At 57.4% G+C, this 22,269-nt stretch carries 24 protein-coding genes and 3 tRNA genes; 11 read left to right on the forward strand and 16 right to left on the reverse strand.

The features are described from left to right. Window positions 1–207: 207 nt before the first annotated feature. The 3 genes from proP to ACOWVD_RS07655 all read left to right on the forward strand — a co-directional run bounded on the left by proP (window position 208) and on the right by ACOWVD_RS07655 (window position 2,349). Window positions 208–1,710, forward strand: a complete 1,503-nt coding sequence (proP, locus tag ACOWVD_RS07645; RefSeq protein WP_015377406.1) for a glycine betaine/L-proline transporter ProP — start codon at window positions 208–210, stop codon at window positions 1,708–1,710. A gap of 135 nt (window positions 1,711–1,845) precedes the next feature. Continuing rightward, the gene (locus tag ACOWVD_RS07650; RefSeq protein WP_162138956.1) at window positions 1,846–1,983 is read left to right on the forward strand and encodes a hypothetical protein; all 138 of its coding nucleotides are present in this window, start codon (window positions 1,846–1,848) and stop codon (window positions 1,981–1,983) included. A gap of 96 nt (window positions 1,984–2,079) precedes the next feature. After that, window positions 2,080–2,349 carry a hypothetical protein gene (locus ACOWVD_RS07655; protein ID WP_131164381.1) on the forward strand — a complete coding sequence of 90 codons (270 nt, stop codon included), beginning with the start codon at window positions 2,080–2,082 and terminating at the stop codon, window positions 2,347–2,349. Window positions 2,350–2,407: 58 nt separating this feature from the next. Here the strand turns inward: ACOWVD_RS07655 and ACOWVD_RS07660 are convergent, their stop codons facing one another. From ACOWVD_RS07660 to ACOWVD_RS07670, 3 genes are all read right to left on the reverse strand, one after another. After that, window positions 2,408–2,959 (reverse strand): hypothetical protein, encoded by a 552-nt coding sequence (locus tag ACOWVD_RS07660; protein WP_421105566.1) that lies wholly within the window; start codon window positions 2,957–2,959, stop codon window positions 2,408–2,410. Next, window positions 2,925–3,206, reverse strand: coding sequence for a hypothetical protein (locus ACOWVD_RS07665; RefSeq protein WP_004927927.1), 282 nt, complete (start codon window positions 3,204–3,206; stop codon window positions 2,925–2,927). Before ACOWVD_RS07665 ends, ACOWVD_RS07660 begins: the two co-directional genes overlap by 35 nt. 142 nt (window positions 3,207–3,348) lie before the next feature. Further along, window positions 3,349–3,801 (reverse strand): PaaI family thioesterase, encoded by a 453-nt coding sequence (locus tag ACOWVD_RS07670; protein ID WP_004927931.1) that lies wholly within the window; start codon window positions 3,799–3,801, stop codon window positions 3,349–3,351. Window positions 3,802–4,038: 237 nt separating this feature from the next. Between ACOWVD_RS07670 and ACOWVD_RS07675 the strand changes: the two genes are divergently transcribed. Further along, on the forward strand, window positions 4,039–5,379 hold the full coding sequence (locus ACOWVD_RS07675) for an anaerobic C4-dicarboxylate transporter (RefSeq protein ID WP_004927934.1): 1,341 nt from the start codon (window positions 4,039–4,041) through the stop codon (window positions 5,377–5,379). 165 nt (window positions 5,380–5,544) lie between these two features. Here the strand turns inward: ACOWVD_RS07675 and ACOWVD_RS07680 are convergent. The 6 genes from ACOWVD_RS07680 to uvrY form a co-directional block, all read right to left on the reverse strand. Continuing rightward, window positions 5,545–5,630 (reverse strand) — tRNA-Leu (locus tag ACOWVD_RS07680). Between the two features lie 10 nt (window positions 5,631–5,640). Beyond that, window positions 5,641–5,714 (reverse strand) — tRNA-Cys (locus tag ACOWVD_RS07685). Window positions 5,715–6,427: 713 nt separating this feature from the next. Further along, window positions 6,428–6,503: transfer RNA gene (locus ACOWVD_RS07690), tRNA-Gly, on the reverse strand. A gap of 144 nt (window positions 6,504–6,647) precedes the next feature. Beyond that, window positions 6,648–7,196: a CDP-diacylglycerol--glycerol-3-phosphate 3-phosphatidyltransferase gene (gene pgsA, locus ACOWVD_RS07695; RefSeq protein WP_004927937.1), complete on the reverse strand. Its 549-nt coding sequence runs from the start codon at window positions 7,194–7,196 to the stop codon at window positions 6,648–6,650. A gap of 58 nt (window positions 7,197–7,254) precedes the next feature. Further along, complete coding sequence (uvrC, locus tag ACOWVD_RS07700) at window positions 7,255–9,087, reverse strand: excinuclease ABC subunit UvrC (protein ID WP_004927940.1); 1,833 nt, start codon at window positions 9,085–9,087, stop codon at window positions 7,255–7,257. After that, complete coding sequence (gene uvrY / locus ACOWVD_RS07705; RefSeq protein ID WP_004927947.1) at window positions 9,080–9,736, reverse strand: UvrY/SirA/GacA family response regulator transcription factor; 657 nt, start codon at window positions 9,734–9,736, stop codon at window positions 9,080–9,082. Before uvrY ends, uvrC begins: the two co-directional genes overlap by 8 nt. Before the next feature lie 704 nt (window positions 9,737–10,440). On the opposite strand from uvrY, the gene ACOWVD_RS07710 reads away from it, so the two are divergent. Together ACOWVD_RS07710 and ACOWVD_RS07715 are read left to right on the forward strand one after the other, a co-directional pair. Further along, on the forward strand, window positions 10,441–10,665 hold the full coding sequence (locus tag ACOWVD_RS07710; protein WP_004927950.1) for a DUF2594 family protein: 225 nt from the start codon (window positions 10,441–10,443) through the stop codon (window positions 10,663–10,665). Between the two features lie 123 nt (window positions 10,666–10,788). Beyond that, window positions 10,789–11,130 carry a GlpM family protein gene (locus ACOWVD_RS07715; protein ID WP_004927953.1) on the forward strand — a complete coding sequence of 114 codons (342 nt, stop codon included), beginning with the start codon at window positions 10,789–10,791 and terminating at the stop codon, window positions 11,128–11,130. Between the two features lie 17 nt (window positions 11,131–11,147). On the opposite strand, the gene ACOWVD_RS07720 is transcribed toward ACOWVD_RS07715, so the two are convergent. Beyond that, window positions 11,148–11,579 carry a hypothetical protein gene (locus tag ACOWVD_RS07720; RefSeq protein ID WP_028128013.1) on the reverse strand — a complete coding sequence of 144 codons (432 nt, stop codon included), beginning with the start codon at window positions 11,577–11,579 and terminating at the stop codon, window positions 11,148–11,150. A 171-nt stretch (window positions 11,580–11,750) separates the two neighbouring features. Continuing rightward, window positions 11,751–12,065, reverse strand: a complete 315-nt coding sequence (locus ACOWVD_RS07725; protein ID WP_033633390.1) for a hypothetical protein — start codon at window positions 12,063–12,065, stop codon at window positions 11,751–11,753. Between the two features lie 544 nt (window positions 12,066–12,609). Here ACOWVD_RS07725 and ACOWVD_RS07730 point away from each other — a divergent pair. After that, window positions 12,610–12,969, forward strand: a complete 360-nt coding sequence (locus ACOWVD_RS07730) for a hypothetical protein (protein WP_015377401.1) — start codon at window positions 12,610–12,612, stop codon at window positions 12,967–12,969. A gap of 40 nt (window positions 12,970–13,009) precedes the next feature. On the opposite strand, the gene ACOWVD_RS07735 is transcribed toward ACOWVD_RS07730, so the two are convergent. Genes ACOWVD_RS07735 through ACOWVD_RS07750 form a run of 4 tightly spaced genes read right to left on the reverse strand, consistent with a single transcriptional unit; the run spans window position 13,010 to window position 16,599 of the window. Further along, window positions 13,010–14,278: an FAD-dependent oxidoreductase gene (locus ACOWVD_RS07735; protein WP_015377400.1), complete on the reverse strand. Its 1,269-nt coding sequence runs from the start codon at window positions 14,276–14,278 to the stop codon at window positions 13,010–13,012. After that, window positions 14,271–14,531 (reverse strand): (2Fe-2S)-binding protein, encoded by a 261-nt coding sequence (locus tag ACOWVD_RS07740; protein WP_004927966.1) that lies wholly within the window; start codon window positions 14,529–14,531, stop codon window positions 14,271–14,273. The genes ACOWVD_RS07735 and ACOWVD_RS07740 overlap by 8 nt, the downstream gene beginning before the upstream one ends. Next, complete coding sequence (locus ACOWVD_RS07745) at window positions 14,528–15,652, reverse strand: FAD-dependent oxidoreductase (RefSeq protein WP_197763602.1); 1,125 nt, start codon at window positions 15,650–15,652, stop codon at window positions 14,528–14,530. Before ACOWVD_RS07745 ends, ACOWVD_RS07740 begins: the two co-directional genes overlap by 4 nt. Beyond that, window positions 15,652–16,599 carry a 4-hydroxyproline epimerase gene (locus ACOWVD_RS07750; RefSeq protein WP_049239696.1) on the reverse strand — a complete coding sequence of 316 codons (948 nt, stop codon included), beginning with the start codon at window positions 16,597–16,599 and terminating at the stop codon, window positions 15,652–15,654. Before ACOWVD_RS07750 ends, ACOWVD_RS07745 begins: the two co-directional genes overlap by 1 nt. Window positions 16,600–16,988: 389 nt before the next feature. Here ACOWVD_RS07750 and ACOWVD_RS07755 point away from each other — a divergent pair, with 389 nt between their 5' ends. Next, a complete protein-coding gene (locus ACOWVD_RS07755; RefSeq protein WP_031300114.1) occupies window positions 16,989–17,843 on the forward strand; it encodes an AraC family transcriptional regulator in 855 nt (284 codons plus the stop codon). A 31-nt stretch (window positions 17,844–17,874) separates the two neighbouring features. On the opposite strand, the gene ACOWVD_RS07760 is transcribed toward ACOWVD_RS07755, so the two are convergent. Beyond that, complete coding sequence (locus ACOWVD_RS07760; RefSeq protein WP_154612852.1) at window positions 17,875–18,021, reverse strand: hypothetical protein; 147 nt, start codon at window positions 18,019–18,021, stop codon at window positions 17,875–17,877. A 29-nt stretch (window positions 18,022–18,050) separates the two neighbouring features. Between ACOWVD_RS07760 and ACOWVD_RS07765 the strand changes: the two genes are divergently transcribed. The 3 genes from ACOWVD_RS07765 to ACOWVD_RS07775 are packed head-to-tail and all read left to right on the forward strand — an operon-like array spanning window position 18,051 to window position 22,252. After that, the gene (locus tag ACOWVD_RS07765; RefSeq protein ID WP_197799804.1) at window positions 18,051–18,971 is read left to right on the forward strand and encodes a dihydrodipicolinate synthase family protein; all 921 of its coding nucleotides are present in this window, start codon (window positions 18,051–18,053) and stop codon (window positions 18,969–18,971) included. Window positions 18,972–19,025: 54 nt separating this feature from the next. After that, window positions 19,026–20,642: an aldehyde dehydrogenase (NADP(+)) gene (locus ACOWVD_RS07770; protein WP_421105567.1), complete on the forward strand. Its 1,617-nt coding sequence runs from the start codon at window positions 19,026–19,028 to the stop codon at window positions 20,640–20,642. 44 nt (window positions 20,643–20,686) lie between these two features. Next, the gene (locus ACOWVD_RS07775; protein WP_421105568.1) at window positions 20,687–22,252 is read left to right on the forward strand and encodes an APC family permease; all 1,566 of its coding nucleotides are present in this window, start codon (window positions 20,687–20,689) and stop codon (window positions 22,250–22,252) included. Window positions 22,253–22,269 lie beyond the last annotated feature (17 nt).

Genomic DNA, 22,269 nt, shown 5'->3' on the forward strand with positions numbered 1-22,269 from the left:
TTAAGCTATAGATGCAAAATAATTAGTCACCTAAATGACATAACCTTGGCATAAACGACGATATTTTGTGATCCACATCCCAACTTAAATGTGGATAATGAATCGTTTTGAATCGCGATTCGATTAGCCGATTTGATAACTCGAAAACAACAGTGAACGGAGATGACGCTTTCACGAACAACGAATAATTCATTAAGGGATGATTATATGAAGTTAAGAAAAAAACGACATAAACCGATGCACATTAACGACATCACCATCATCGATGACAGCAAACTCAAGAAGGCGATCACCGCGGCGGCCCTGGGCAACGCGATGGAGTGGTTCGACTTCGGCGTATACGGCTTTGTCGCCTATGCGCTTGGCCAGGTCTTCTTCCCCGGCGCCTCTCCCGGCGTACAAATGATCGCCGCGCTGGCGACCTTCTCCGTGCCCTTCCTGGTGCGTCCGCTCGGCGGCCTGTTCTTCGGCGCTATGGGCGACAAGTTCGGCCGGCAAAAAGTTCTCTCGGTCACCATTATCATCATGGCGGTCAGCACCTTCTGTATCGGCCTGATCCCGTCCTATGCGTCGATCGGCATCTGGGCCCCGATCCTGCTGCTGCTGGCCAAACTGGCGCAGGGCTTCTCCGTCGGCGGTGAATATTCCGGCGCGGCGATCTTCGTCGCCGAATACTCGCCGGACCGCAAACGCGGGTTTATGGGAAGCTGGCTGGATTTCGGCTCCATCGCCGGCTTTGTGATGGGTGCAGGCGTAGTGGTGCTGATCTCCAGCATCGTCGGCGAAGCCAACTTCCTCGACTGGGGCTGGCGCATTCCGTTCTTCATCGCCGCCCCGCTGGGCCTGATCGGTCTCTATCTGCGCCATGCGCTGGAAGAAACCCCGGCGTTCCAGCAGCACGTGGATAAGATGGAGAAAGAGGATCGCAACGCCATCGAAAATCCGCCGAAAACCTCGTTCAAAGAGATCGCGGCCAAACACTGGAAAAGTTTGCTGGTGTGCGTCGGTATCGTGATTTCCACCAACGTGACCTATTACATGCTGTTGACCTACATGCCGAGTTACCTGTCGCATAACCTGCACTACTCGGAGGATCACGGCGTTCTGATCATCATCGCCATCATGATCGGCATGCTGTTCGTGCAGCCGGTGATCGGCCTGACCAGCGACCGTATCGGTCGTAAGCCGTTCATCATCGGCGGCAGCATCGGCCTGTTGGCGCTGGCGATCCCGTGCTTCATTTTGATCAACAGCAACGTCATCGGCCTGATCTTCGTCGGTCTGCTGGTGCTGGCGGTGCTGCTCAACTCCTTCACCGGGGTGATGGCCTCGATTCTGCCGGCAATGTTCCCGACGCACATCCGCTACAGCGCGCTGGCGATTTCGTTCAACATTTCGGTACTGATCGCCGGTGCAACACCGACCGTCGCTGCCTGGCTGGTCGAAGCGACCGGCAACCTGTACATGCCGGCCTACTACCTGATGGTTGTGGCGGTGATCGGTCTTATCACCGGTCTGTACATGAAAGAGACCGCCAACAAGCCGCTGCGCGGCGCGACGCCGGCCGCTTCTGACCGTACCGAAGCGAAAGAACTGCTGCAGGAGACCTACGACAACATCGAACAGAAAGTCGAGGACATCAACGCGCAGATCGCCGAGCTGGAAAAGAAAAAGCAGATCCTGATAGACCAGCACCCCAAGCTGGACTGATCGCCGCTGAAAGCCACCCGTTTGGGTGGCTTTTTTGCTTTGATTTCAAAAGAAATAATGCGCAGCGCATTTTTATGACAATCAGGATTGGTGGTACGCTTTGCCGCACACTCTTTATTGATGAAGAACATGATCATGAGCAAAATGGACCTTCCCATCATCATCGGCATCCTGGTGATGCTGACCCTGTGGCTCGGCGCGCTTTTCAACATTGGCGATATCACCTTCAGCATTTCACGTCTGTTTCACTGGATTGAAAGCCAACGCGGCTAACCCGACGCCGCCGCAGGCGGTGGGAAACTTCGGCTATGATTGATAGACGTTACGCCATTTTCCGAGACTGTCGCTCGCGATAAAGAGGACCACATCATGACCGACTATGAGTTCTACAATCAGATCCTGACCCGCCTGGCCGTCAATCACCCCGGCACGCTGGATGAAAAAACCTACGAACTGTGGAAGCAGGACGCCACCAGCCCGCACGCCTTCGCCGATCCCTTCGCCTATCTTAAAACCAAGGGGCTGATACAAGCCTATGTGATGAGCGACATCGACGAGAACAACTATGATATCGATCCGCACCAAACGCGGATCACCACCGCCGGTCTCGAGTTCATACGCAACGGCGGGTTTAAGTAAGCAACAAAAAACCGCCGGGCGGCGGTTTTTTTATCCTAAAAAGCCTGCGGCCGGTGGTTCAGGCGGGGAAAGGCCGATAAAAAATGCGCAGCACTTCGTTGTCACCCTGGCGTAAAAAACCGCCTTCCGGCTGCCAGCGCAGATCGCGCGCCAGATTGAGATTTTCCCAACCGACCACGCCGCCCACGCCGATGCAAAGATTTTTATTGCCCGCGGCAAATCCCGCACCGGTGCCGATCATGGCATGCAGCAATCGGGGCGCCGCCGCGTCGCGCATGGAAAATATACCGATAAAACATCCCTGCGGCGCGCGCAGCATATCCGCCATGGTGCGGATCTCGGTATCATCAGGGCTGACGAAATGTTTATATTGCTTATCGAACACCGTCAGCCACAGCTGCTTGTATTTCGCCTTGCTGAGCGCGCCTGAACGGTGAGCGCAAAGCACCACCGCATCCCAGCACATCTCCCCGCTCAACGAAAGGTACTCTTCCGTATCGGCTTGCGGCTTGTCGGCGTAATGCCGCGCAAACTCAGCCGCATTCAAATGCGGCGGCACGGCCTGTTTGGCAACGTCACTCTTGTAGCGCTTGAAATTCAACCAATGCATGGGGAGTATCCTCTTCACCCGCGAGATTAATGAATCTGAAACCGTGGATGAGACGAGCCATCACATCCAGGGCGTCGTCGGCGATGGCGGTTTCGTCGTCATTCAGACCCTGCGCCACCGACCGCTCAATCGCGTTCATCACCGCCGGAGCGCTGGTTTCTTCCCCCTGCGCCACCACGTCTAATACGGCTTTGCCGATCGCCAGACAAAGCTCATGATCAAACTCAACCTCTTTATACGGCTGCATAATCACCCCGATAAATTTTCACCCAAGAATACTAGACCACAATGGCGTATCGCGCCTGCCATCGTAGCGCAGCAAGGCATGCAGCTGAAGATAAATGCATCCGGCTCCGGGTTGATAGCCCGAAGCCCGATAAAAAAGCAGGTTATTGCGGTGCTTGTTCGGTGGGGCGAATAATAAAACAAGTGGCGGTTGCCGAAGCCAGCAGCTTCCCTTCCGCCGTTTTGAGCGTGCCTTCAGCGAAAGCGACGTTCTTCGCCGCATAGACCAGACGCCCCTCGGCGATCAGATCAGTTTCCTTCGGCACAGGGCGCAACATTTTAACCTGCAGATCGACGGTGCCATAGCCAATCCCCGCGCCCAGCGTACTGTGCACCGCGCAACCGGTCACCGAGTCCAAAACCGTGGCGGCGAAACCGCCATGTACGCCCCCCAGTGGATTCAGATGGCGCCCGTCGGCCCGCGCCGCGATGCGGATATACCCCTCTTCCACCGCGACCGGTTTCATGGGCACGGTTTCAGCGATCGAGGCCGGTGGGATCTTGCCAGCCATCGCAGCCTGTAATAACGCCAGTCCGGTCATTTTTGTCGGATCCATTGCTCTCTCCTCTGGTGGTAAACCGGTTATATAGGAGAGGTCTGACCTCTTAACTTGCTTTTTCGTGCTGATGTCGTCAGCCGCCTGCTCTTCAGATTCTCTGAACGTGACCGTCATCACTCTTTAGAGCTAATAACCACAATTTTTCAGAGCCTTTAGATTTAAAACAACTTTCTACTGTAAACACCGCCGGAAACTTAACGCAGTTAAGTTCAACATTATTAAGGCGTATCTATCATGGATTTCTTTCTGCAATTAGCGGTTATATTGGCATGCCTGCTGTATGGGGCGCGTAAGGGCGGTATTGCGCTGGGGTTACTGGGCGGTATCGGTTTGATGATCCTGGTGTTTGGCTTTCACCTGCAGCCCGGCAAACCGCCGGTAGACGTGATGCTGGTGATCATCGCGGTGGTGGCGGCCTCCGCCACCCTGCAGGCCTCAGGCGGGTTGGACGTCATGCTGCAGATCGCCGAGCGGATGCTGCGGCGCAACCCGCGTTATGTCTCGATCATCGCCCCCTTCGTCACCTGTATTCTCACTATCCTGTGCGGCACCGGCCATGTGGTGTACACCATCTTGCCGATCATCTATGACGTGGCGATAAAAAATAATATCCGCCCGGAACGGCCGATGGCGGCCAGTTCGATCGGCGCGCAGATGGGCATTATCGCCAGCCCGGTCTCGGTGGCGGTGGTGTCACTGGTGGCAATGCTCAGCAGCTACACCTTCAATGGCCGCCACCTGGAATTCCTCGATCTGCTGTCTATCACCATCCCTTCGACGCTGTGCGGCATTCTGGCGATCGGCATCTTCAGCTGGTTCCGCGGCAAAGACCTGGACAAAGACCCGGAGTTCCAGAAGTTCATCTCCGTGCCGGAGAACCATCGCTATGTCTACGGCGACGCCGCTACCCTGCTGGATCGGGTATTGCCGCGCAGCAACTGGATCGCCATGTGGATTTTCCTCGCCACCATCGCCCTGGTGGCGGTGCTGGGGGCCTTTTCCGGCCTGCGGCCCAGCTTCGGCGGCAAGCCGCTCTCCATGGTTCTGGTGATCCAGATGTGCATGCTGATGGCCGGGGCGTTGATCGTTATCATCACCCGCACCAACCCGGCGTCTATCTCTAAAAACGAGGTGTTCCGTTCCGGCATGATCGCCATCGTGGCGGTGTATGGCGTCGCCTGGATGGCGGAAACCATGTTCGGCGCGCACCTGGCGCAGATCGAGGCCACACTGGGTGTGTTGGTGAAAGAGTACCCTTGGGCCTATGCGCTGATCCTGCTGCTGGTGTCGAAATTCGTCAACTCGCAGGCCGCCGCGCTGGCGGCGCTGGTGCCGGTGGCGCTGGCGATCGGGGTTAACCCCGCCTATATCGTCGCTTCGGCGCCGGCCTGTTACGGCTATTACATTCTGCCAACCTACCCCAGCGATCTGGCGGCAATCCAGTTCGATCGCTCCGGCACCACCCGCATCGGCCGCTTCGTGATCAACCACAGCTTTATTCTGCCCGGCCTGATCGGCGTCAGCGTCTCCTGCGTCTTCGGCTGGATCCTCGCTGCGGCGTTCGGTTTCTTATGATCTGTACTGTGGAGCCCTGCGGGGCTCCCTGCAGGCAGGGTAGCGGCATATGACAAGAAAGGAAAAAATGCAGGCGTAATGCGAATTTCAGGCACAAAAAAACCGCCTCTCGGCGGTCTACGACATTACTACTTATTGCTTTGATTATTCGGTATTTTTGTTCCCTGGTACCCGGGGCGGGACTTGAACCCGCACAGCCATAAGCCGAGGGATTTTAAATCCCTTGTGTCTACCGATTTCACCACCCGGGCTCGGGAAAGTTGGAGGCGCGTTCCGGAGTCGAACCGGACTGGACGGATTTGCAATCCGCTACATAACCGCTTTGTTAACGCGCCTTTATTCTGTTTGCCTTTTCAGGCCAAAGCCGGTGATTCACCCACTTCGTTTTATTCTTTTCAACCGCGACGTTGAAGTCGCTCATCTTAATCATCTGATTCTTAAGTAATTTATTTCGTTACCGCCGAATCGATGGACTGCATTATGGACTAAACCCCCCACCTTGGCAACCCCCCGAAATAGCAAAAAGTTCTCTAACGCTTTCAACTGCTTATTTTGTGGGCGCACTGTTCACAATGCCAACGGAAAGGCAAGCGGAATGTTGATTTTATATGCATTGGCTCAGGGATTCACGGGCAAATCGGATCTTTTTTCTCGACAGGAATCGCTTACCCGCGCCCTCCCCGGCTTTTCATTTGCTTATGATCATAGGGTACCGGGCAAAGCATCATCATGGGGACATCGCGCAATCTTCGGTGCCGCCGCCCTGAACGGTCAACGCAACTGCAGAGCTGGAGACTCACATCGGGTTGTACGCCGCACGATGGGCCGGCATCAATACCCCACAGAGCATCGACACGATGTCCAATCAAATGTGCCTGTTTTCAGGAGGCAACCTGCGGTATGAAAATGGCAGGAGATATAGGGACAAGAATCGATGCAGGAAGATGAAGAAAGATTTCGCCGGACGGCAAAGGAATAGAAAACGAAAAAGGGGCCGAAGCCCCTTTTTCTTACCTGCCGAATCACGGGGATTCAACATGCTAATGTTTGGAGCGGGAAACGAGGCTCGAACTCGCGACCTCAACCTTGGCAAGGTTGCGCTCTACCAACTGAGCTATTCCCGCATTACCAGAACTGACTGATTTCTTTGCTATCTTTCGGCAATTCATCGTTGTCGTCTGATGCGATGCATTCTACTTACCTGACGTGATGAGTCAATAAAATTGTTGGCACACCACGATCGTTTGCCGCTTTTTGCAGCGTATCGATCACGGTTCCAGCAAATCGTTGCGTGCCGCGTTCAAATATTGGAACATCGACCAGAAAGTCAGCACAGCCGCGATATACAACAAGCCAATCGCCACATACTCTACGGAACGATCCGGCCGCCACAGCAAGCCCACCAGCGACATCATCTGCGCCATGGTTTTCACTTTGCCGATCCAGGACACCGCCACGCTGCTGCGTTTGCCAATTTCCGCCATCCACTCGCGCAGCGACGAAATAATGATTTCACGGGCGATCATGGTGGCCGCCGGCAGCGTGATCCACCAGCTGTGGTAGTGCTCCGCCACCAGCACCAGCGCCACCGCCACCATCACTTTGTCCGCGACCGGATCCAAAAACGCCCCGAAGCGCGTCGTTTGTTTCCAGCGACGTGCCAGGAAGCCGTCAAACCAGTCGGTGACGGCGGCAAACACAAAGATAACGGCGCAAACCATCGGAGCCCAGTTGAACGGCAGATAAAACGCCAGCACAAAGAATGGGATCAGAACTACGCGAAACAGGGTAAGCCAAGTCGGTATATTCAATTGCATAATGCTACGGTAACTATCTGGCTAGAGTGGAAATTAAGAGTATGTTGCTACATTGCCCTCAGTGTTTCAATGCATTGTAGATCTTTTCTGCCAATGCTTGTGAAATACCCGGCACTTTTGCAATTTCCTCCACGCTGGCGTTCAACAAAGGTTGCAGTCCGCCCATATACTTCAACAGCACCTGGCGCCGTTTCGGCCCTACGCCTTCAATCAGCTCCAATGCGCTGGTATTTCTGACTTTCGCCCTTCTCTGTCGGTGACCGGTAATGGCATGATTGTGCGAATCGTCGCGGATGTGTTGGATCACATGCAGAGCCGGCGAATCCGGCGGCAGAGAAATCCCTTCACCTTCCGGCACAAAGAACAACGTTTCTAACCCTGCCTTACGGTCGGCGCCTTTGGCGATGCCGATCAGCAGCGGCTTATTCTTGTCCCAGGTAACATTCAGCGATTTGAATACGTCGATCGCCATGCCGAGCTGCCCTTTACCGCCGTCGATGAAGATGACATCCGGGATCTTTTTCTCTTCCAGCGCTTTGCCGTAACGGCGCTTCAGCACCTGCGTCATCGCCGCGTAGTCATCGCCAGGAGTGATGCCGCTGATATTGTAACGCCGATACTCCGCTCGCACGGGGCCGTTTCCGTCGAACACCACGCACGAAGCCACGGTCTGCTCACCCATGGTATGGCTGATATCGAAGCACTCCATACGGTTGATTTCCGTCAGGTTCAGCACTTTGGCCAATTCCGCCAGCCGCTGATGGATCGTCGACTGTTGCGACAGCTTGGTGGTCAACGCCGTTGCCGCGTTGGTGCGCGCCAGTTTCAGATAACGGGCGCGATCGCCGCGCGGTTTGCTTTGAATTTGGATCTTGCGCCCCGCCAACTCGGAGAGCGATTCCGCAAGCAGGTCTTTTTCCGGCAGGCTGAAATCCAGCAGGATCTCGCCGGGCAGCGTACGCGCCTGGCTGCCTTGCAGATAGAACTGGCCGACAAAGGTCTGCACCACCTCGCCCATATCCGTGCCGCCCGGCACTTTAGGGAAATAGCTGCGGCTGCCCAGCACCTTGCCCTGACGGATGAACAGCACGTGCAGGCACGCCATACCGGCATCGAACGCCACGCCGATCACGTCCAGATCGTCGCTGTCGCCCGACACGAACTGCCGTTCGGTGACGCGGCGCACGGCCTGAATTTGATCGCGAATGCGCGCCGCCTCTTCGAAATTAAGCAGTTTGCTGGCTTCTTCCATACGCTCAATCAGCTGGTGCAATACCTGCTGATCTTTGCCAGAAAGAAACAGCCGCACGTAGTCCACCTGCTGCCGGTACTCTTCTTCGCTCACCAGGCCGGCAACACAAGGCCCCAGACAGCGGCCGATCTGATACTGCAGGCACGGACGCGAACGGTTGCGATACACGCTGTTTTCGCACTGGCGGATTGGGAACAGTTTCTGCAGCAGCGCCAGCGTTTCACGCACGGCGTAAGAGTTGGGGAAAGGCCCGAAATATTCGCCTTTGGCGTGTTTGGCGCCGCGATGCACCGCCAATCGGGGATGGGTATCCGCACTGAGAAAAATCAGCGGATAAGATTTATCGTCTCGCAAAAGAACATTATATCGCGGTTGGTACAATTTAATGTAGTTATGTTCCAACAGCAGCGCTTCTGTCTCGGTGTGGGTAACCGTTACGTCTATTTGCGCGATATTTTTAACCAGCGTTTCGGTTTTACGGCTGCTGACCTGCTGCCGAAAATAGCTGGCGAGACGCTTTTTCAGGTCTTTGGCTTTACCGACGTAGATCACCGTACCCGTGGCGTCATACATACGGTAGACGCCGGGCTGGCTGGTGACGGTACTCAGGAAGGCTTTGGCATCAAAACGGTCATTCACTGCTTAACAACGTCTCCGCATTGAACAATCCATGTCGGATGGCCAGGTGAGTCAATTCGACGTCGCCGCTGATATTCAGTTTGCTGAACATGCGGTAACGGTAGCTGTTCACCGTTTTCGGGCTGAGACTCAGTTGCTCCGAGATCTCATTCACTTTTTTGCCTTTGGTGATCATCAACATGATCTGTAACTCGCGTTCAGACAAGCAGCTGAACGGCGTTTCAGCCTGCGGTTCCAACTGACTCAGGGCCATCTGCTGTGCGATATCAGACGCGATATAGCGCTGCCCGGCATGCACGGAACGCAAGGCGTTAATCACTTCCTGCGGCGCGGCGCCCTTGCTCAGGTAACCGGCGGCACCCGCCTGCATCACCTTCGCGGGCAAAGGATTTTCAGTATGGATGGTCAACATGATGACTTTGACGTCGGGTGCATAACGCACAATCTTGCGCGTGGCTTCCAGCCCGCCAATGCCCGGCATATTCATGTCCATCAGTACGATATCGACAGCGTTGCCACGGCACCATTTTACGGCGTCTTCACCGCACTGAGCCTCACCGACAACTTTTATACCTTTGATATCTTCAAGAATGCGTCGTATCCCTGCGCGCACCAGTTCGTGGTCATCAACAAGAAGAACGCTAATCAAGGAAAAATCTCCAAAAAAAGGGAGTAACGCAATCGGCCTCTGTTTTCGCCAGAGATATTACTTGTTTTTCAGACAAGAATGAATACAGATTAATACATACTTCCGAATAACTTTGCGGAGCAGAGCTGATTTTTCAATTTTAGCCGTCTATGCCGCCGATAAATCGTCACGTCGGAAAAGATCTGGCGACGAAAATAATTTCGTCGCGCTGCGTCTGACACAGGATAGCGCGACAATCATGCCGCGAGGGAGAAATCTGTGTAAGCAATCACGACATGAATAATATTAACACGGCTGTTGGCTGTTTGTAATCATTTGATATTTAAAGGCGTAACAAAATCTGCGGCCAACGTGGGTCCGGCAACCCTCGGTCGAAACTATTATTCCCGGCAAACGCCGGTAAAATCGGCGCCTCCGCCCCCAATAATTATAATAACCCCGATTGTTCAACAATAACGTACCGGAAAAATACTTGTTAACCACCTCGAAATAACTTGCCGAGACTAGATGATTCAGACAGGCAATGAGCGAACGTTGCCCACCCGCGTGACCTGAGCAAGCCCGGTGCAGATGACAGACTCATGCTATGCTATACTCCGCGCCCAGTTAAATTCGCCGCCGCGCCCGGGGCTACTTTTTAGCCCGTGCGCGGTGCGCCAAAGCAGCTTGTATCAGGCTACGGCCTCAAAAAATCAGGAGAGAAAATGAGCAACGTTGATTTCACTACGTCTGCAAACCCGGAAATCTTGGCGACTGAGGTTGCCTGCCTCAAAGCTACGCTGACGCTGATCTTGAAATCGATCGGCCAGGCCGACGCCGGGAAAGTCATCATCAACATGGAACGTTTCATCGCGCAGATTGAAGATCCGACTCAGGCAGAAATCTTCAAGAACAGCATTCAGCAAATCAAGCACGCTTACCGTCAGTAAGCGTTGCGCCCCAGACCCGCACTTCTTGTGGGTCTGCTTTTCACCACGCTGCGCCACACTCCATTGATCTTGCACGTGCTTTCGGGCAGTGTGTTGACTTTCTCCCCCACACCCGAGACCGTTATGGGCATCCTTGTCAAAGCGCTGATCGGCGCGCTGGTCGTGGTTCTAATCGGCCTGCTGGCCAAAACGCGCAACTATTATATCGCCGGTTTAGTCCCGCTCTTTCCCACTTTCGCCCTGATTGCGCATTACATTGTCGGCAGCGAACGTTCAATTGCGGCACTGAAAACGACGCTGATTTTCGGCATGTGGGCGGTATTGCCCTACCTGGTATATTTGATTTCGCTGTATTTCCTGATTAACAGCCTGCGGCTGTCGTTAGCGCTGGGGGCGGCGGTACTGTGCTGGATTGCGGCGGCGTGGCTATTAATTACGCTGTGGGGATGGTGGCAAGGGCGTTAACGCCCTTGCCTGGGCTGTTACGGCCGCCCTGCCTGCAACACGAAGCCTCGCTGCCGATCGCCGGCGATGCGCAGATAGCGGCTTTCACCGGCGCGCAGCGTCATCGGCACGCTGCCGCTGGTTTCACGCCAAATACATAGAGAGTTCTCGATCATATCTTGCCCGATACTGACCGAAATATTGCCTGGCGGCACGCGAAACTCTGCTTTTTCTTTTGCCTCGAGTGAAGCGGCAAACTCCCCATTCACATAGACGCCAGTGCGGCAGCTGCCCGCCAGCATTCCGCTGTCGCGCACCACGACCACCGTAGCGTAAGGCGTATCCGGGATATTCTGATAGAGCATCAGACGGCTTGGGGGGGGCAACTCAGCCTGTTGCGGCGGTACGGCTTGAGTCGCACACCCCGTCAGCAGTGCAGAGGCAAATAACAACGCGGCGTAATGCTTCATCCTTGGCTCCTGAAGAAAATAATGCTTATCGTAGCAAGAGAATAGCTGTCTCCAGTAGCCTTCATACCGCAGAGACGAAAAAATCGGATAACTTCCCACTCCTATCACGGACCTGCAGGGATAAGAAGATTCCGCATTAAAGCCATTGAAATAAAGGCGATTCTTGCAGATTTAAAACTTGATCATGCCACGTTGGATATCTGCCGCAAAAGCACCACTGACGTAACTGAAACCATCCTGCGTGACATAAACCCGGGTATGACCGGTCTCTGATAACACCGCCACCATATATCCCAGGCTGATCATTTCATGGGACGGAACGTTCATCGGGGTTAGAAATCCGCGCCCACGGCACCACTGATAAAAGCGGGTTCGCCCATATCCCAACACGGCGCCAACATCGGAGAGGTGCTTAAAAGTATCATAATCCTCTGATGGTGAAGGTAAACCGTCATGACTTTCAGGCGTTTTCTTTATCCCAGACAAAATAAACTCCTTTTTTGACTCTGTCTCGTACGGTTATCCTTCCTCTAAAATGAATTTAAAAAATCCAAATTTAAAATGCAAATGAATTCCCTGTAACTAAAAAGTCTTCCCCAGAAAAAACCTGAAAATAAAACCCCAATAAAAAAACAGAAATAAAAAAATAAGGTATTAATACTGAGCATTAAATCCTTGGCATGGGTAAATATCCTAAATAAAAATAATAGTCATACCGGATAAGAAAATACTTAGCCTGCATATTATTTCCCTCATTAAAACGATGCAATTGCGGTCGGATCATTGCGGCATAAAGAGAATGAATAAAATCAATGCCACATCGTCCAGCCCTCGCCGTGAGGTCGCGGATCCTTACAGACTGCCCTCAATGCACCACATCCTCTCTCAACGCGGCACTTCCTCAATCACACCTAAACAATAACCATTATCATTTCCAATTGTTCCGCCAGTTTATTACACTTTCCCACCTCGTCAGTTAGGAACATTCCTAGGCTGCGAGCCTCAGGATAGAGAAAGAGTTAGGGACACCATGAAGAATTTCCGTTGTTTGATTGTTTTGCCGTTATTGATGTTGACCGCCTGCACCCAATGGGAAAGGCCTGGCGCGGTTGAGAGTACCCGGAATGCCGAATATGCCGAATGCCGCAGCCGCGGATACGATCGCTTCCCCCCGGACGTGGTGCGGGACGTGGAGTTCAGCTACGAAAACAAATACATTCCTTGCGAGAAGAATAAGAAAGACTGTCCATCGGGATACCGCTACGACAAGGAGCCGTCGATTAAAACAGTGCAGACCGATCGCAATCAGTCCGCCCGAGACGCCACCATCGAAGCCTGTATGTACGGCAAAGGCTGGCGGGAGAAAACCTACTATTGGCCGCAATGGTAATGTGGCGGCGTTTGCCTGGGGCGAGATGCCGCTAACCCATTCAACCATCGTCATCACATCGGTTCAGCCCCAGCGCAACCAGCGTTTCTGTCCTGACCGGCGTTAAAGGCACACGCGGCGACGGCAAAGGCCAGCCCAAAAGCTGCCTCGCCGCCGTTGCGCAGACTTTACCCTGGCATGCCCCCATACCACAGCGGCTGTTCATCTTAGCCGTGTTCCAATCCGGCTGATGGCGTACCTGTTCCAACGTAACGTCTTCGCAGCGGCACAGTAACGTTTGCGGATTGGCCAGCGAATTCAAGCGCTCATCGAGTGCGAAGGCACTTGCCGCCGCCGTGGCGAAACGCCGCCACCGCCGCCGCTGCGCCGCCAGGCGCTCTGCCTTTTCCCGCTGCCCGGTGGCGGCATAACCTGCAATGGCGCCTTCAGTGAGCGCCAATTCACTGCCGCCGATGCCGGTACACTCCCCGGCAGCAAAAATTTGCACCTGGCTGGTTTGCTGCCAATGATTCACCGCTACGGCGTCATGCTCTATCCGACACCCCAGCAGCATCGCCAACTCAATGTTCGCCACCAGACCAAAACCGCAGGCCAACCTGTCACAGGCGATCGTTCTTTCCCGCCCGCCGTTATTGACACGCACCGAGGTTAAACGTGCTTGCCCCAACGCCGCCTGCACCCGGCTACCGGCACGGTAACGATGCGGCATCAGAGAAAACGCCTGACGCAGCTTGGCCGGCCAGCGCCACAGGCCGCCGGCAAACGCCGCCAACCGCCAAAGCGGCGCCTGCTCCGCCAACATGACCACCTCTCCACCGGCCTGTTTCACGCTGTCGGCCACCGCCAACAGCAGCGGACCACTGCCGGCGATCACCACTCGCTCGCCGCGGATCGCCAACCCCTGCTTGATTTGCGCCTGTAGACCACCGGCGCCGGTCACCCCCGGCAGCGTCCAGCCGGGAAACGGCAACAACAATTCACGCGCGCCATTGCATAAAATCAGCTTTTGATAGCGAATCACGCCGCAGCCCTCGGCGTCTTCATATGCCAATCGGTTAGCGCCACACTGCGCCACCAGCTTGCAGCCAGACTGCAGCGCAATATTTTCCCGCGCCGCCACCGCCTGCCGATAGCGGTTCGCCGTTTCAGGTAAAGCCACCTGCATCCCGTCGCGCCAGATTTGCCCGCCGGGATGCGGATTATCATCAATCATTCGCACCTGGCCACCACTTTCCGCAGCGGCCAGCGCCGCCGCCATGCCGGCCGGCCCGGCACCGACGATCAGCACCTCACAACTGAAGTTACTCATCATCGTTCCTCTCTATGCGCATGCCGGCTTGGCACAGCGTTTGGCACGCCAGGCGACGCAGGCCGTTAATGGTCACCCGGCACTCCTGACAAACGCCCATGCCACAAAAGGGAGCACGCGGTTGGTGTGAAACAGATAACCGACAACGATCGTCGCCGCACAGGCTGAGCGCCGCAGCAACGCTGAGACCAACCGGCACCCGCCGGTGTTCTCCATCGATGCTCAACGCGATCGTATTTTGTCTTTCATTCATACAGGCAACTCCTCGGCGGCAAACGCCCGCGCAGCCAAATACGGGGAATCGTCAATCTCCGGCGTTTGCCGGCCAATTTGCGCAGTAATCAGCGCAGCGCTGCCGAGCGCAGTCGTGACGCCCAATCCCTCATGCCCCAGCGCCAGCCACAGCCAGGAATGCCGCGGATGCACGCCCAACAGCGGCAGCCCGTCGGCAGAGGCGGCGCGCAACCCGGTCCAGCAGCGAATGATGTTCATCTGCGCCAGTGCGGGCAAGAAATACTGTGCACGCGTAAGCATTGCCGCCAACAGTGGCATGTCCAACGCCGAATCAACGGCGTCGAACTGGCGGGAAGAGCCGATCAGCCATTGTCCGGTGGGCCGCGCCTGCACATTGAAAGCCACCGACGTGCCGTTACTGGCATGCGCGCTGGCGCCATACCCCAGCTCCACCAGTTGATGCCGCACCCGCCGCGGGTAGCGATCGGTGATCGCCAGTTGGCCCTTCTTGGCGTGAAGCAAAGTCTGCGGTAATAGGCTATTGGCCCTAAGGCCGCAGGCCAGGACCACCACCGGCGCTGCCAGACGCCTGCCGTCCGCCAGCCGCACGGCTTCCTCTTCCAACGCTGTCGCTTCACCATGCACCACGTCAATTGCCGCACCACCGTCGGCCAACAGCCAGCGAGCCGCGAGCGGCGCATACAGAATGCCGTCGCCCGGCACCCGCAGTCCGCCGGCCAGGCCGTGCCGCAGCATCGGCTCCATGACGGCGATCTGCTCTGCCGTCAGCAGTTCCGCGGCCACGCCCTGCTCCGCCAGCCGCGCCTGCTTTTGCTCGGCGATGGCCATTTCATCCGCTTGATCCGCCAACCACAGCGTACCGCAACCACGCCAGGCGCAGGTTTCCGGCATGCGCCCCGTCACTTCGCGCCACAACCGCAGCGAATAAGCGCTCAACGCCAGCTCGGCAGGATTATCGTCCATGCAAACCAGATGCCCCATACCGGCGGCGGTGGCGCCGGCGCGGCGATCGTCCACCACCGAGACACGATACCCTTCCCGCGCCAGCCGCCAGGCGCAAGCGGCGCCGATGATACCGGCACCGACCACGATGACATCGGCTCCCCGCTCGGCGCCCATCAGCGTATCCCCCAGACGAAGGGATCGCGTTCGTCGAGCAGCAGTTGGCTATCGGCGCACACATAGGCCTGCCCGCGAATAAAGGGAGCAATGCGATCGCCGTTCCAACGATAATAGGCCTGGAATTCGCTGCCGATCACGCTGGCCTGCCGCCACTGCGTGTCCGGCGGCAGTTTGCCGTCCGCCGCCAGACACGCCAGTTTGGCGCTGGTGCCGGTACCGCACGGAGAACGGTCATAGGCTTTGCCGGGGCACAGCACGAAGCTGCGGCTGTCGGCCTGCGGATCGTCACCGAACAGTTCGATATGGTCTATCGCTCCGCCGTCTTCACCGCGGATGCCCGCCTGTTCCAACGTTTGTCGCACCGCCCAGGTGAACGCGGTCAAGGCCTCCAGATTGTGTTTATCGATGGGCAACGGTGACTCGCCGATCAGGAAAAACCAGTTGCCCCCCCAGGCGATGTCACCCGTCACCGGCCCGTGACCGGCAACCTCAAGCCGCACCTGGCGGCGGTAGCGATAAGCCGACACGTTCTCCACCGTGACGCTGCCGTCATCATGCAGCGTGGCGCTTACCGGGCCGACCGGGGTCTCGATCAGGTGGCGCCCGGCGTGAATGCGCCCCAAATGAGCCAGCGAAGCGATCAGCCCGATAGTGCCGTGCCCGCACATGCCCAGATAGCCGCTGTTGTTAAAGAAGATCACCCCGGCGGTGGCCTGTGGCGAGCAGGGGCGGCACAGCAACGCCCCCACCAGCACGTCATTGCCACGCGGTTCGAGCATCACCGCGCAGCGCCAATCGTCATAATGTTGTGCGAAACGCGCCCGCCGTTCCGCCATGCTACCCTCGCCGAGATCGGGAAAACCTTCCACGATCAGGCGGGTCGGCTCTCCGCCGGTATGAGAATCGATCGCCCGCAAAGCGGTGATATGCGCAGAAAGTGCCATCGGCGTCTCCTGGGTTAATGAGATGTTACCAATGGCATTAGCCTGAACGAATGTGAGCATGACGGCTTGATGCATTTCGGCGCAGCGAATGAAGAAATCAGCACAGTGACAAACGTCAGGCCTGACGCGTCGCGGGTATGAGTTTAACGGTTGTCATAATAATGACTTATTTATCATGTCGTTATTTTCATGCTAAACCCTTGTGTAGCGAGAAACGCCGCAGTTTTCAAGCAACCGCCAAACACCGTCCGGCAAAAGTATGCGGCAATCCGCATATTTGGCAGCCCGCCGGAAATAGCGCTTGCTTCGTTACAAAAAAGTTAATATTGATGCGAAAGCGCCAACCTGGCCCGCCTGTTTTTCCGGCTAACGACCGAAAAGGGACTGTTATGCGATCCACTTCAGACTACCCGCCTCCGGTTTCTCTCTCGCCGCCTTCGCTTGTGGGGCTGCCGGAGCAGGAGGACGTTTTTGCCGTCGAACATCTGTCGCGCCTGTGCGACGGACTGGCGCAGCAGCGCCCGAACAACCTGCGCGATCTGCTGAATACGCTGGCGCTGATCGCGCCGTTGCTGAACGCGATCCCCAACGTGGTGTTCTTTATCAAAGACGCTCAGGCTCGCTACCTGCTGGCCAACCTGACGCTGGCCAGGCGCTGCGGTTTCAAAACCGTGACGCCGCTGCTGGGCAAAACCTCCGCCGACGTTTTTCCCGCTCAGCTCGGATCCGGCTATACCGAGCAGGATCTGCGGGTATTACGCCACGGCGTGTTGATCCAGGATCAGCTGGAAATGCACCTGTACAACGGCCGAGAAACCGGCTGGTGCCTGACGCAAAAGCTGGCGCTGTATGACGCGCAGGGAAAAATCATCGGTATGGCGGGTATTTCTCACGATCTGCAGGAGGCCAGAGCCAATCATCCGGCCTACCAGCGGCTGGCGGCGATCGACGTGCATATCCGCCGCCACTACGCCAGACCGATCGCGCTTGAAGAGCTGACGGCGCTGACCGGGTTATCGGTGGCGCAGATCGAACGCTACTGCAAACGTATCTTCCACCTCACCCCGCGCCAGATGATCCACAAAGTGCGGCTGGAAAAGGCCACGGAACTCCTGGCCGGCGATCTGCCGATCACGGACATCGCGCTGCAGTGCGGCTATACCGATCACAGCGCCTTCAGCCGTCAGTTCAAAGCGATGACCGGCTCCACGCCGCGCGATTTTCGCCTGACGCTTTCCGCTTAACGCGCTGATTTACCCCGTTAACCCTCTCTTCTCACGGCGTACCGACGCCCGATTTTTCACGCCCGCTTTCCGCCGCTATTGTGCCAATTTCGTCGCGGCAATCGGCGAAAAGCGTCAAGCCTCCCTGCGCAATACCGGTCAATCTGTCGGTGAGCCTTACCAAAGATTCACTTTTCATTAACACTTTCGGACGACAGGACAAACACGATGAGCCATAAAACCCTAAGCTGGAGCGGCGTATTCCCGGCGGTGACGACCCAATTTCGCAACGATTTCTCTCTGGATCTCGACGCCACCCATACGGTGATCAAAAACCTGGTGCGCGACGGCGTCTCCGGCCTGGTGGTGTGCGGCACCGTCGGTGAAAATACCTCGATGACAGTGCAGGAAAAGCTGGCGGTGATCGAGGTGGCGAAAGACGCCGCCGACGGTAAAGTGCCGGTGATCGCCGGCATCGCCGAGTTCACCACCGCCTTCGCGCAGAACATGGCGCGTGAAGCGCAAAAGGCCGGCGTCGACGGAATTATGGTGATGCCGGCGCTGGTCTACTCCGCCAAACCGCACGAAACCGCCGCGCACTTCCGCAGCGTCGCTGGCGCGACCGATCTGCCGATAATGGTCTACAACAACCCTCCCATTTACAAAAATGACGTCACGCCCGACATTCTGACCTCGCTGGTCGACTGCGAGAACATCGTGTGCTTCAAAGACTCGTCGGGCGATACCCGCCGCTTTATCGACCTGCGCAATGAAGTCGGCGATCGCTTCGTGCTGTTCGCCGGATTGGACGATGTGGTGCTGGAAAGCATCGCCGTCGGCGCGCAAGGCTGGATCTCCGGCATGTCCAATGCCTTCCCGCGCGAAGGGGAAACCCTGTTCCGGCTGGCGAAGGAAAAACGCTATGAGGAAGCGTTGGCGCTATACAGCTGGTTTATGCCGCTGCTGCACCTCGATGCCCGCCCCGATCTGGTGCAGTGCATCAAACTCTGCGAACAGCGGGTCGGCCGCGGCAGCGCTGTCACTCGCCCTCCTCGCCTGGCGCTGCAGGGAGAAACGCTCACCGAGATCAACACCGTGATCGATAAAGCGCTGGCCACCCGCCCTGCGCTGCCGAACGTCGGCCTGTGACGCCTTCACCGCCCGGCCATGCCGGGCATCATGCTTTATCTACCGGGGGAACCGATGCCCAACGATCGCTACGCCGCCATCAGCGGCCAACAATTTATCGGCGGCCAACGCCTCGCCGAAGGGGAAGCGTCGCTGTGTAGCCTGCGCGCCGACGACGGTCAGCCAACCGGCTACCGCTTCCACCAGGCCACGGCGGCAGAAACCGCCGCCGCCGCAGAAGCCGCCGCAGCAGCCTTTGCGCCCTATTCACAGCTCAGTGCAGAGCAACGCGCGAACTTTCTCGACGCCATCGCCGAAGAGTTAGACGCATTGGATGATGTTTTCTTCACCTTCGCCATGCAGGAAACGGCCTTGCCGCCTGCGCGGTTGAGCGGCGAACGCGCCAGAACCAGCGGCCAGATGCGGCTGTTCGCCACGCTGCTGCGGCGCGGCGACGTCGAGGGCGTGCGCATCGACTGCGCGCTGCCACAGCGTTCCCCCCTGCCGCGCCCCGATCTGCGGCAATATCGCACGGCGCTCGGCCCGGTGGCGGTCTTCGGCGCCAGCAACTTTCCGCTGGCGTTTTCCACCGCGGGCGGTGATACCGCCGCCGCGCTCGCCGCCGGCTGCCCGGTCGTGTTCAAGGCGCACAGCGGTCATATGATTACCGCCGAGCTGACCGCTCAGGCGATCGAACGCGCTCGGGAACGCACAAGGATGCCCGCCGGCGTCTTCAACATGATCTTCGGCAACCGCGTGGGGGCCGATTTGGTACAACATCCGGCGATTCAGGCAGTGGGATTCACCGGCTCGCTGCAAGGCGGCCGGGCGCTCTTCGATCTGGCGATGCAACGCCCTCAACCTATCCCGGTCTTCGCAGAAATGTCGAGCATCAATCCGGTAGTGATCCTGCCCAAGGCGTTGGCGCGGCGCGGGCAGCGCATTGCGCAGGAACTGGTCTCTTCCTTCACACTCGGCTGCGGTCAGTTCTGCACCAAGCCCGGCGTAATCGTCGCGCTGCGCGGCACCGCCTTCGATCGGTTAACCGAAACGATGAGCGCCCTGGTCAACGCCGCCGAGCCGCAGCCGATGCTGAATGCCGGCACGCTGGAGCACTACCGTCACGGGCTGGCGGTCCTCGATGCCCATCCAGGTATGCGGCGTCTCGCAGGCCGAAGCGAAACGCCCATGCTTCGGGCGGCGGCGCAGCTTTATCAGGCGGAAGAGGCGCTGTTGCTGCAGGCTGACCCGCTGCTGCAACAAGAGGTCTTCGGCCCGGTCAGCATCCTGGTGGCGGTGGATAACGAAGCGCAGCTGCATGCGACGCTGGCGGCATTGCAAGGCCAGTTGACCGCCACGCTGCTGGCGGACGACGACGATCTCGATGTAGCCGCCGGGCTGACGACACTGTTGGCGCGCAAAGCCGGTCGGGTGCTGTTCAACGGGTATCCGACCGGGGTGGAAGTGTGCGACGCCATGGTGCACGGCGGCCCTTACCCGGCCACCAGCGACGCACGCGGCACCTCGGTAGGCACGCTGGCCATCGAGCGTTTCCTGCGGCCGGTTTGTTTGCAAAACACCCCTGCGGCGCTGTTGCCGCCGGCGCTGCAGGACGCCAACCCGCTCAACCTGCTGCGGCTGGTGAACGGCGTTTACACCCGAGCCCCCCTGGTTTCACCTGCCCCAAATTAGCCCGGCCGCATCTGCCTGCCATTCAATAACAAAAGGGTAATACCATGACAACCCAAGGCAAATTCAAGAAGCAGCTTACGCTCACCGACCTGACGTTCATCGGTCTGGGCGCCATCTTCGGCTCCGGTTGGCTGTTCGCCGCCAGCCATGTCTCCTCCATCGCCGGCCCGGCCGGCATCTATTCCTGGCTGATCGGCGGCCTGGCGGTGCTGCTGCTCGGCATCGTCTACTGCGAGCTGGGTGCCGCCCTGCCGCGCGCCGGCGGCATCATTCGCTATCCGGTATTCTCGCACGGCGAACTGATGGGTTATCTGCTGGGGTTTATCACGCTGATCGCCTTCTCCAGCCTGATCGCCATCGAAGTCGTCGCCGCCCGGCAGTACGCCGCCGCCTGGTTCCCGTTCCTCAGTCAGCCGGGTTCCGGCGATCCAACCGCGATCGGCTGGCTGGTGCAGCTGGCGCTGCTGTGCTTTTTCTTCGCGCTCAACTATTACAGCGTCAAAACCTTCGCCAAATCCAATAACCTGATCAGCGTGCTGAAGTTTCTGGTGCCGCTGTTGGTGATCGTGGTGTTGTTCAGCTTTTTCAAACCGGAAAACCTGCACAGCCAGGGCTTTGCTCCCTTCGGTTCCGCCGGCGTTGAGGCCGCCATTTCCGCCGGCGGCATCATCTTCGCCTACCTCGGCCTGACGCCGATCATTTCGGTCGCCAGCGAGGTGCAACGGCCGCAGCGCACCATTCCCATCGCGCTGATCCTGTCGGTGGTGCTGTCCACCATCATCTATGTGCTGCTGCAGATAGCGTTTCTCGGCAGCATCCCCAGCGAGATGCTGAGCGGCGGCTGGGCCGGCATCAGCCAACAGTTCTCCCTGCCGTTCCGCGACATCGCCATCACGCTGGGCATGGGATGGCTGGCGTTTCTGGTGGTCAGCGACGCGATCGTTTCGCCGAGCGGCACCGGCAATATCTATATGAACGCCACGCCCCGCGTGATCTACGGTTGGGCGCGCGCCGGCACCTTCTTCAAACTGTTCACCCGGGTGGATGGCGAGTCAGGTATTCCTCGCCCGGCGCTGTGGCTGACCTTCGCTCTCTCGGTATTCTGGACGCTGCCGTTCCCATCCTGGGAAAAACTGATCGGCGTGGTGTCCGCCGCACTGGTGCTGAGCTACGCCATCGCCCCGGTCACCGCCGCCGGGCTGCGGCGCAATGCGCCCGATATGCCGCGTCCGTTCCGGGTCCGCGGTTTCTGCGTGCTCGGCCCGCTGTCGTTTATCATTTCGGCGCTGATCGTCTTCTGGTCCGGCTGGGACACCGTCTCCTGGCTGCTCGGCTTGCAGATCCTGATGTTCTTCATCTACATCCTGTTCAAGAATCAGGTGCCGACCCACGCCGTTAGCCTCAGGCAGCAAATTTGGTCCTCGCTGTGGCTGATCGTCTTCTATGCGCTGGTGATCGGGCTTTCCTACTTCAGCAGCTTCGGCGGCATCGGCGCTATTGCTCATCCATGGGACACCCTCACCATGGCGGTGATTGCGCTGGCGATTTACTACTGGGGCGCCTATACCTGTTTACCCCAGGCCAATTTTATCGGCGATGAAGAAGAATGAACCCAGGGAGGACATCG

Origin of the sequence: Serratia sp. SA088 (assembly GCF_049065515.1) — a bacterium.
Lineage (GTDB): Bacteria > Pseudomonadota > Gammaproteobacteria > Enterobacterales > Enterobacteriaceae > Serratia > Serratia nematodiphila.

Bases quoted from the DNA above. Each gene is read 5' to 3' on its own strand.
- proP (WP_015377406.1), top strand. From the start codon at position 208: ATGAAGTTAAGAAAAAAACGACATAAACCGATGCACATTAACGACATC.
- ACOWVD_RS07670 (WP_004927931.1), bottom strand. From the start codon at position 3,801: ATGGATCCGACAAAAATGACCGGACTGGCGTTATTACAGGCTGCGATG.
- ACOWVD_RS07710 (WP_004927950.1), top strand. From the start codon at position 10,441: ATGAGCAACGTTGATTTCACTACGTCTGCAAACCCGGAAATCTTGGCG.
- ACOWVD_RS07650 (WP_162138956.1), top strand. From the start codon at position 1,846: ATGAGCAAAATGGACCTTCCCATCATCATCGGCATCCTGGTGATGCTG.
- ACOWVD_RS07775 (WP_421105568.1), top strand. From the start codon at position 20,687: ATGACAACCCAAGGCAAATTCAAGAAGCAGCTTACGCTCACCGACCTG.
- ACOWVD_RS07770 (WP_421105567.1), top strand. From the start codon at position 19,026: ATGCCCAACGATCGCTACGCCGCCATCAGCGGCCAACAATTTATCGGC.
- ACOWVD_RS07740 (WP_004927966.1), bottom strand. From the start codon at position 14,531: ATGAATGAAAGACAAAATACGATCGCGTTGAGCATCGATGGAGAACAC.
- ACOWVD_RS07655 (WP_131164381.1), top strand. From the start codon at position 2,080: ATGACCGACTATGAGTTCTACAATCAGATCCTGACCCGCCTGGCCGTC.
- ACOWVD_RS07715 (WP_004927953.1), top strand. From the start codon at position 10,789: ATGGGCATCCTTGTCAAAGCGCTGATCGGCGCGCTGGTCGTGGTTCTA.
- ACOWVD_RS07720 (WP_028128013.1), bottom strand. From the start codon at position 11,579: ATGAAGCATTACGCCGCGTTGTTATTTGCCTCTGCACTGCTGACGGGG.
- ACOWVD_RS07730 (WP_015377401.1), top strand. From the start codon at position 12,610: ATGAAGAATTTCCGTTGTTTGATTGTTTTGCCGTTATTGATGTTGACC.
- ACOWVD_RS07745 (WP_197763602.1), bottom strand. From the start codon at position 15,652: ATGGGCGCCGAGCGGGGAGCCGATGTCATCGTGGTCGGTGCCGGTATC.
- ACOWVD_RS07755 (WP_031300114.1), top strand. From the start codon at position 16,989: ATGCGATCCACTTCAGACTACCCGCCTCCGGTTTCTCTCTCGCCGCCT.
- pgsA (WP_004927937.1), bottom strand. From the start codon at position 7,196: ATGCAATTGAATATACCGACTTGGCTTACCCTGTTTCGCGTAGTTCTG.
- ACOWVD_RS07735 (WP_015377400.1), bottom strand. From the start codon at position 14,278: ATGAGTAACTTCAGTTGTGAGGTGCTGATCGTCGGTGCCGGGCCGGCC.
- ACOWVD_RS07750 (WP_049239696.1), bottom strand. From the start codon at position 16,599: ATGGCACTTTCTGCGCATATCACCGCTTTGCGGGCGATCGATTCTCAT.
- ACOWVD_RS07660 (WP_421105566.1), bottom strand. From the start codon at position 2,959: ATGCATTGGTTGAATTTCAAGCGCTACAAGAGTGACGTTGCCAAACAG.
- ACOWVD_RS07760 (WP_154612852.1), bottom strand. From the start codon at position 18,021: ATGAAAAGTGAATCTTTGGTAAGGCTCACCGACAGATTGACCGGTATT.
- ACOWVD_RS07665 (WP_004927927.1), bottom strand. From the start codon at position 3,206: ATGCAGCCGTATAAAGAGGTTGAGTTTGATCATGAGCTTTGTCTGGCG.
- ACOWVD_RS07675 (WP_004927934.1), top strand. From the start codon at position 4,039: ATGGATTTCTTTCTGCAATTAGCGGTTATATTGGCATGCCTGCTGTAT.
- ACOWVD_RS07765 (WP_197799804.1), top strand. From the start codon at position 18,051: ATGAGCCATAAAACCCTAAGCTGGAGCGGCGTATTCCCGGCGGTGACG.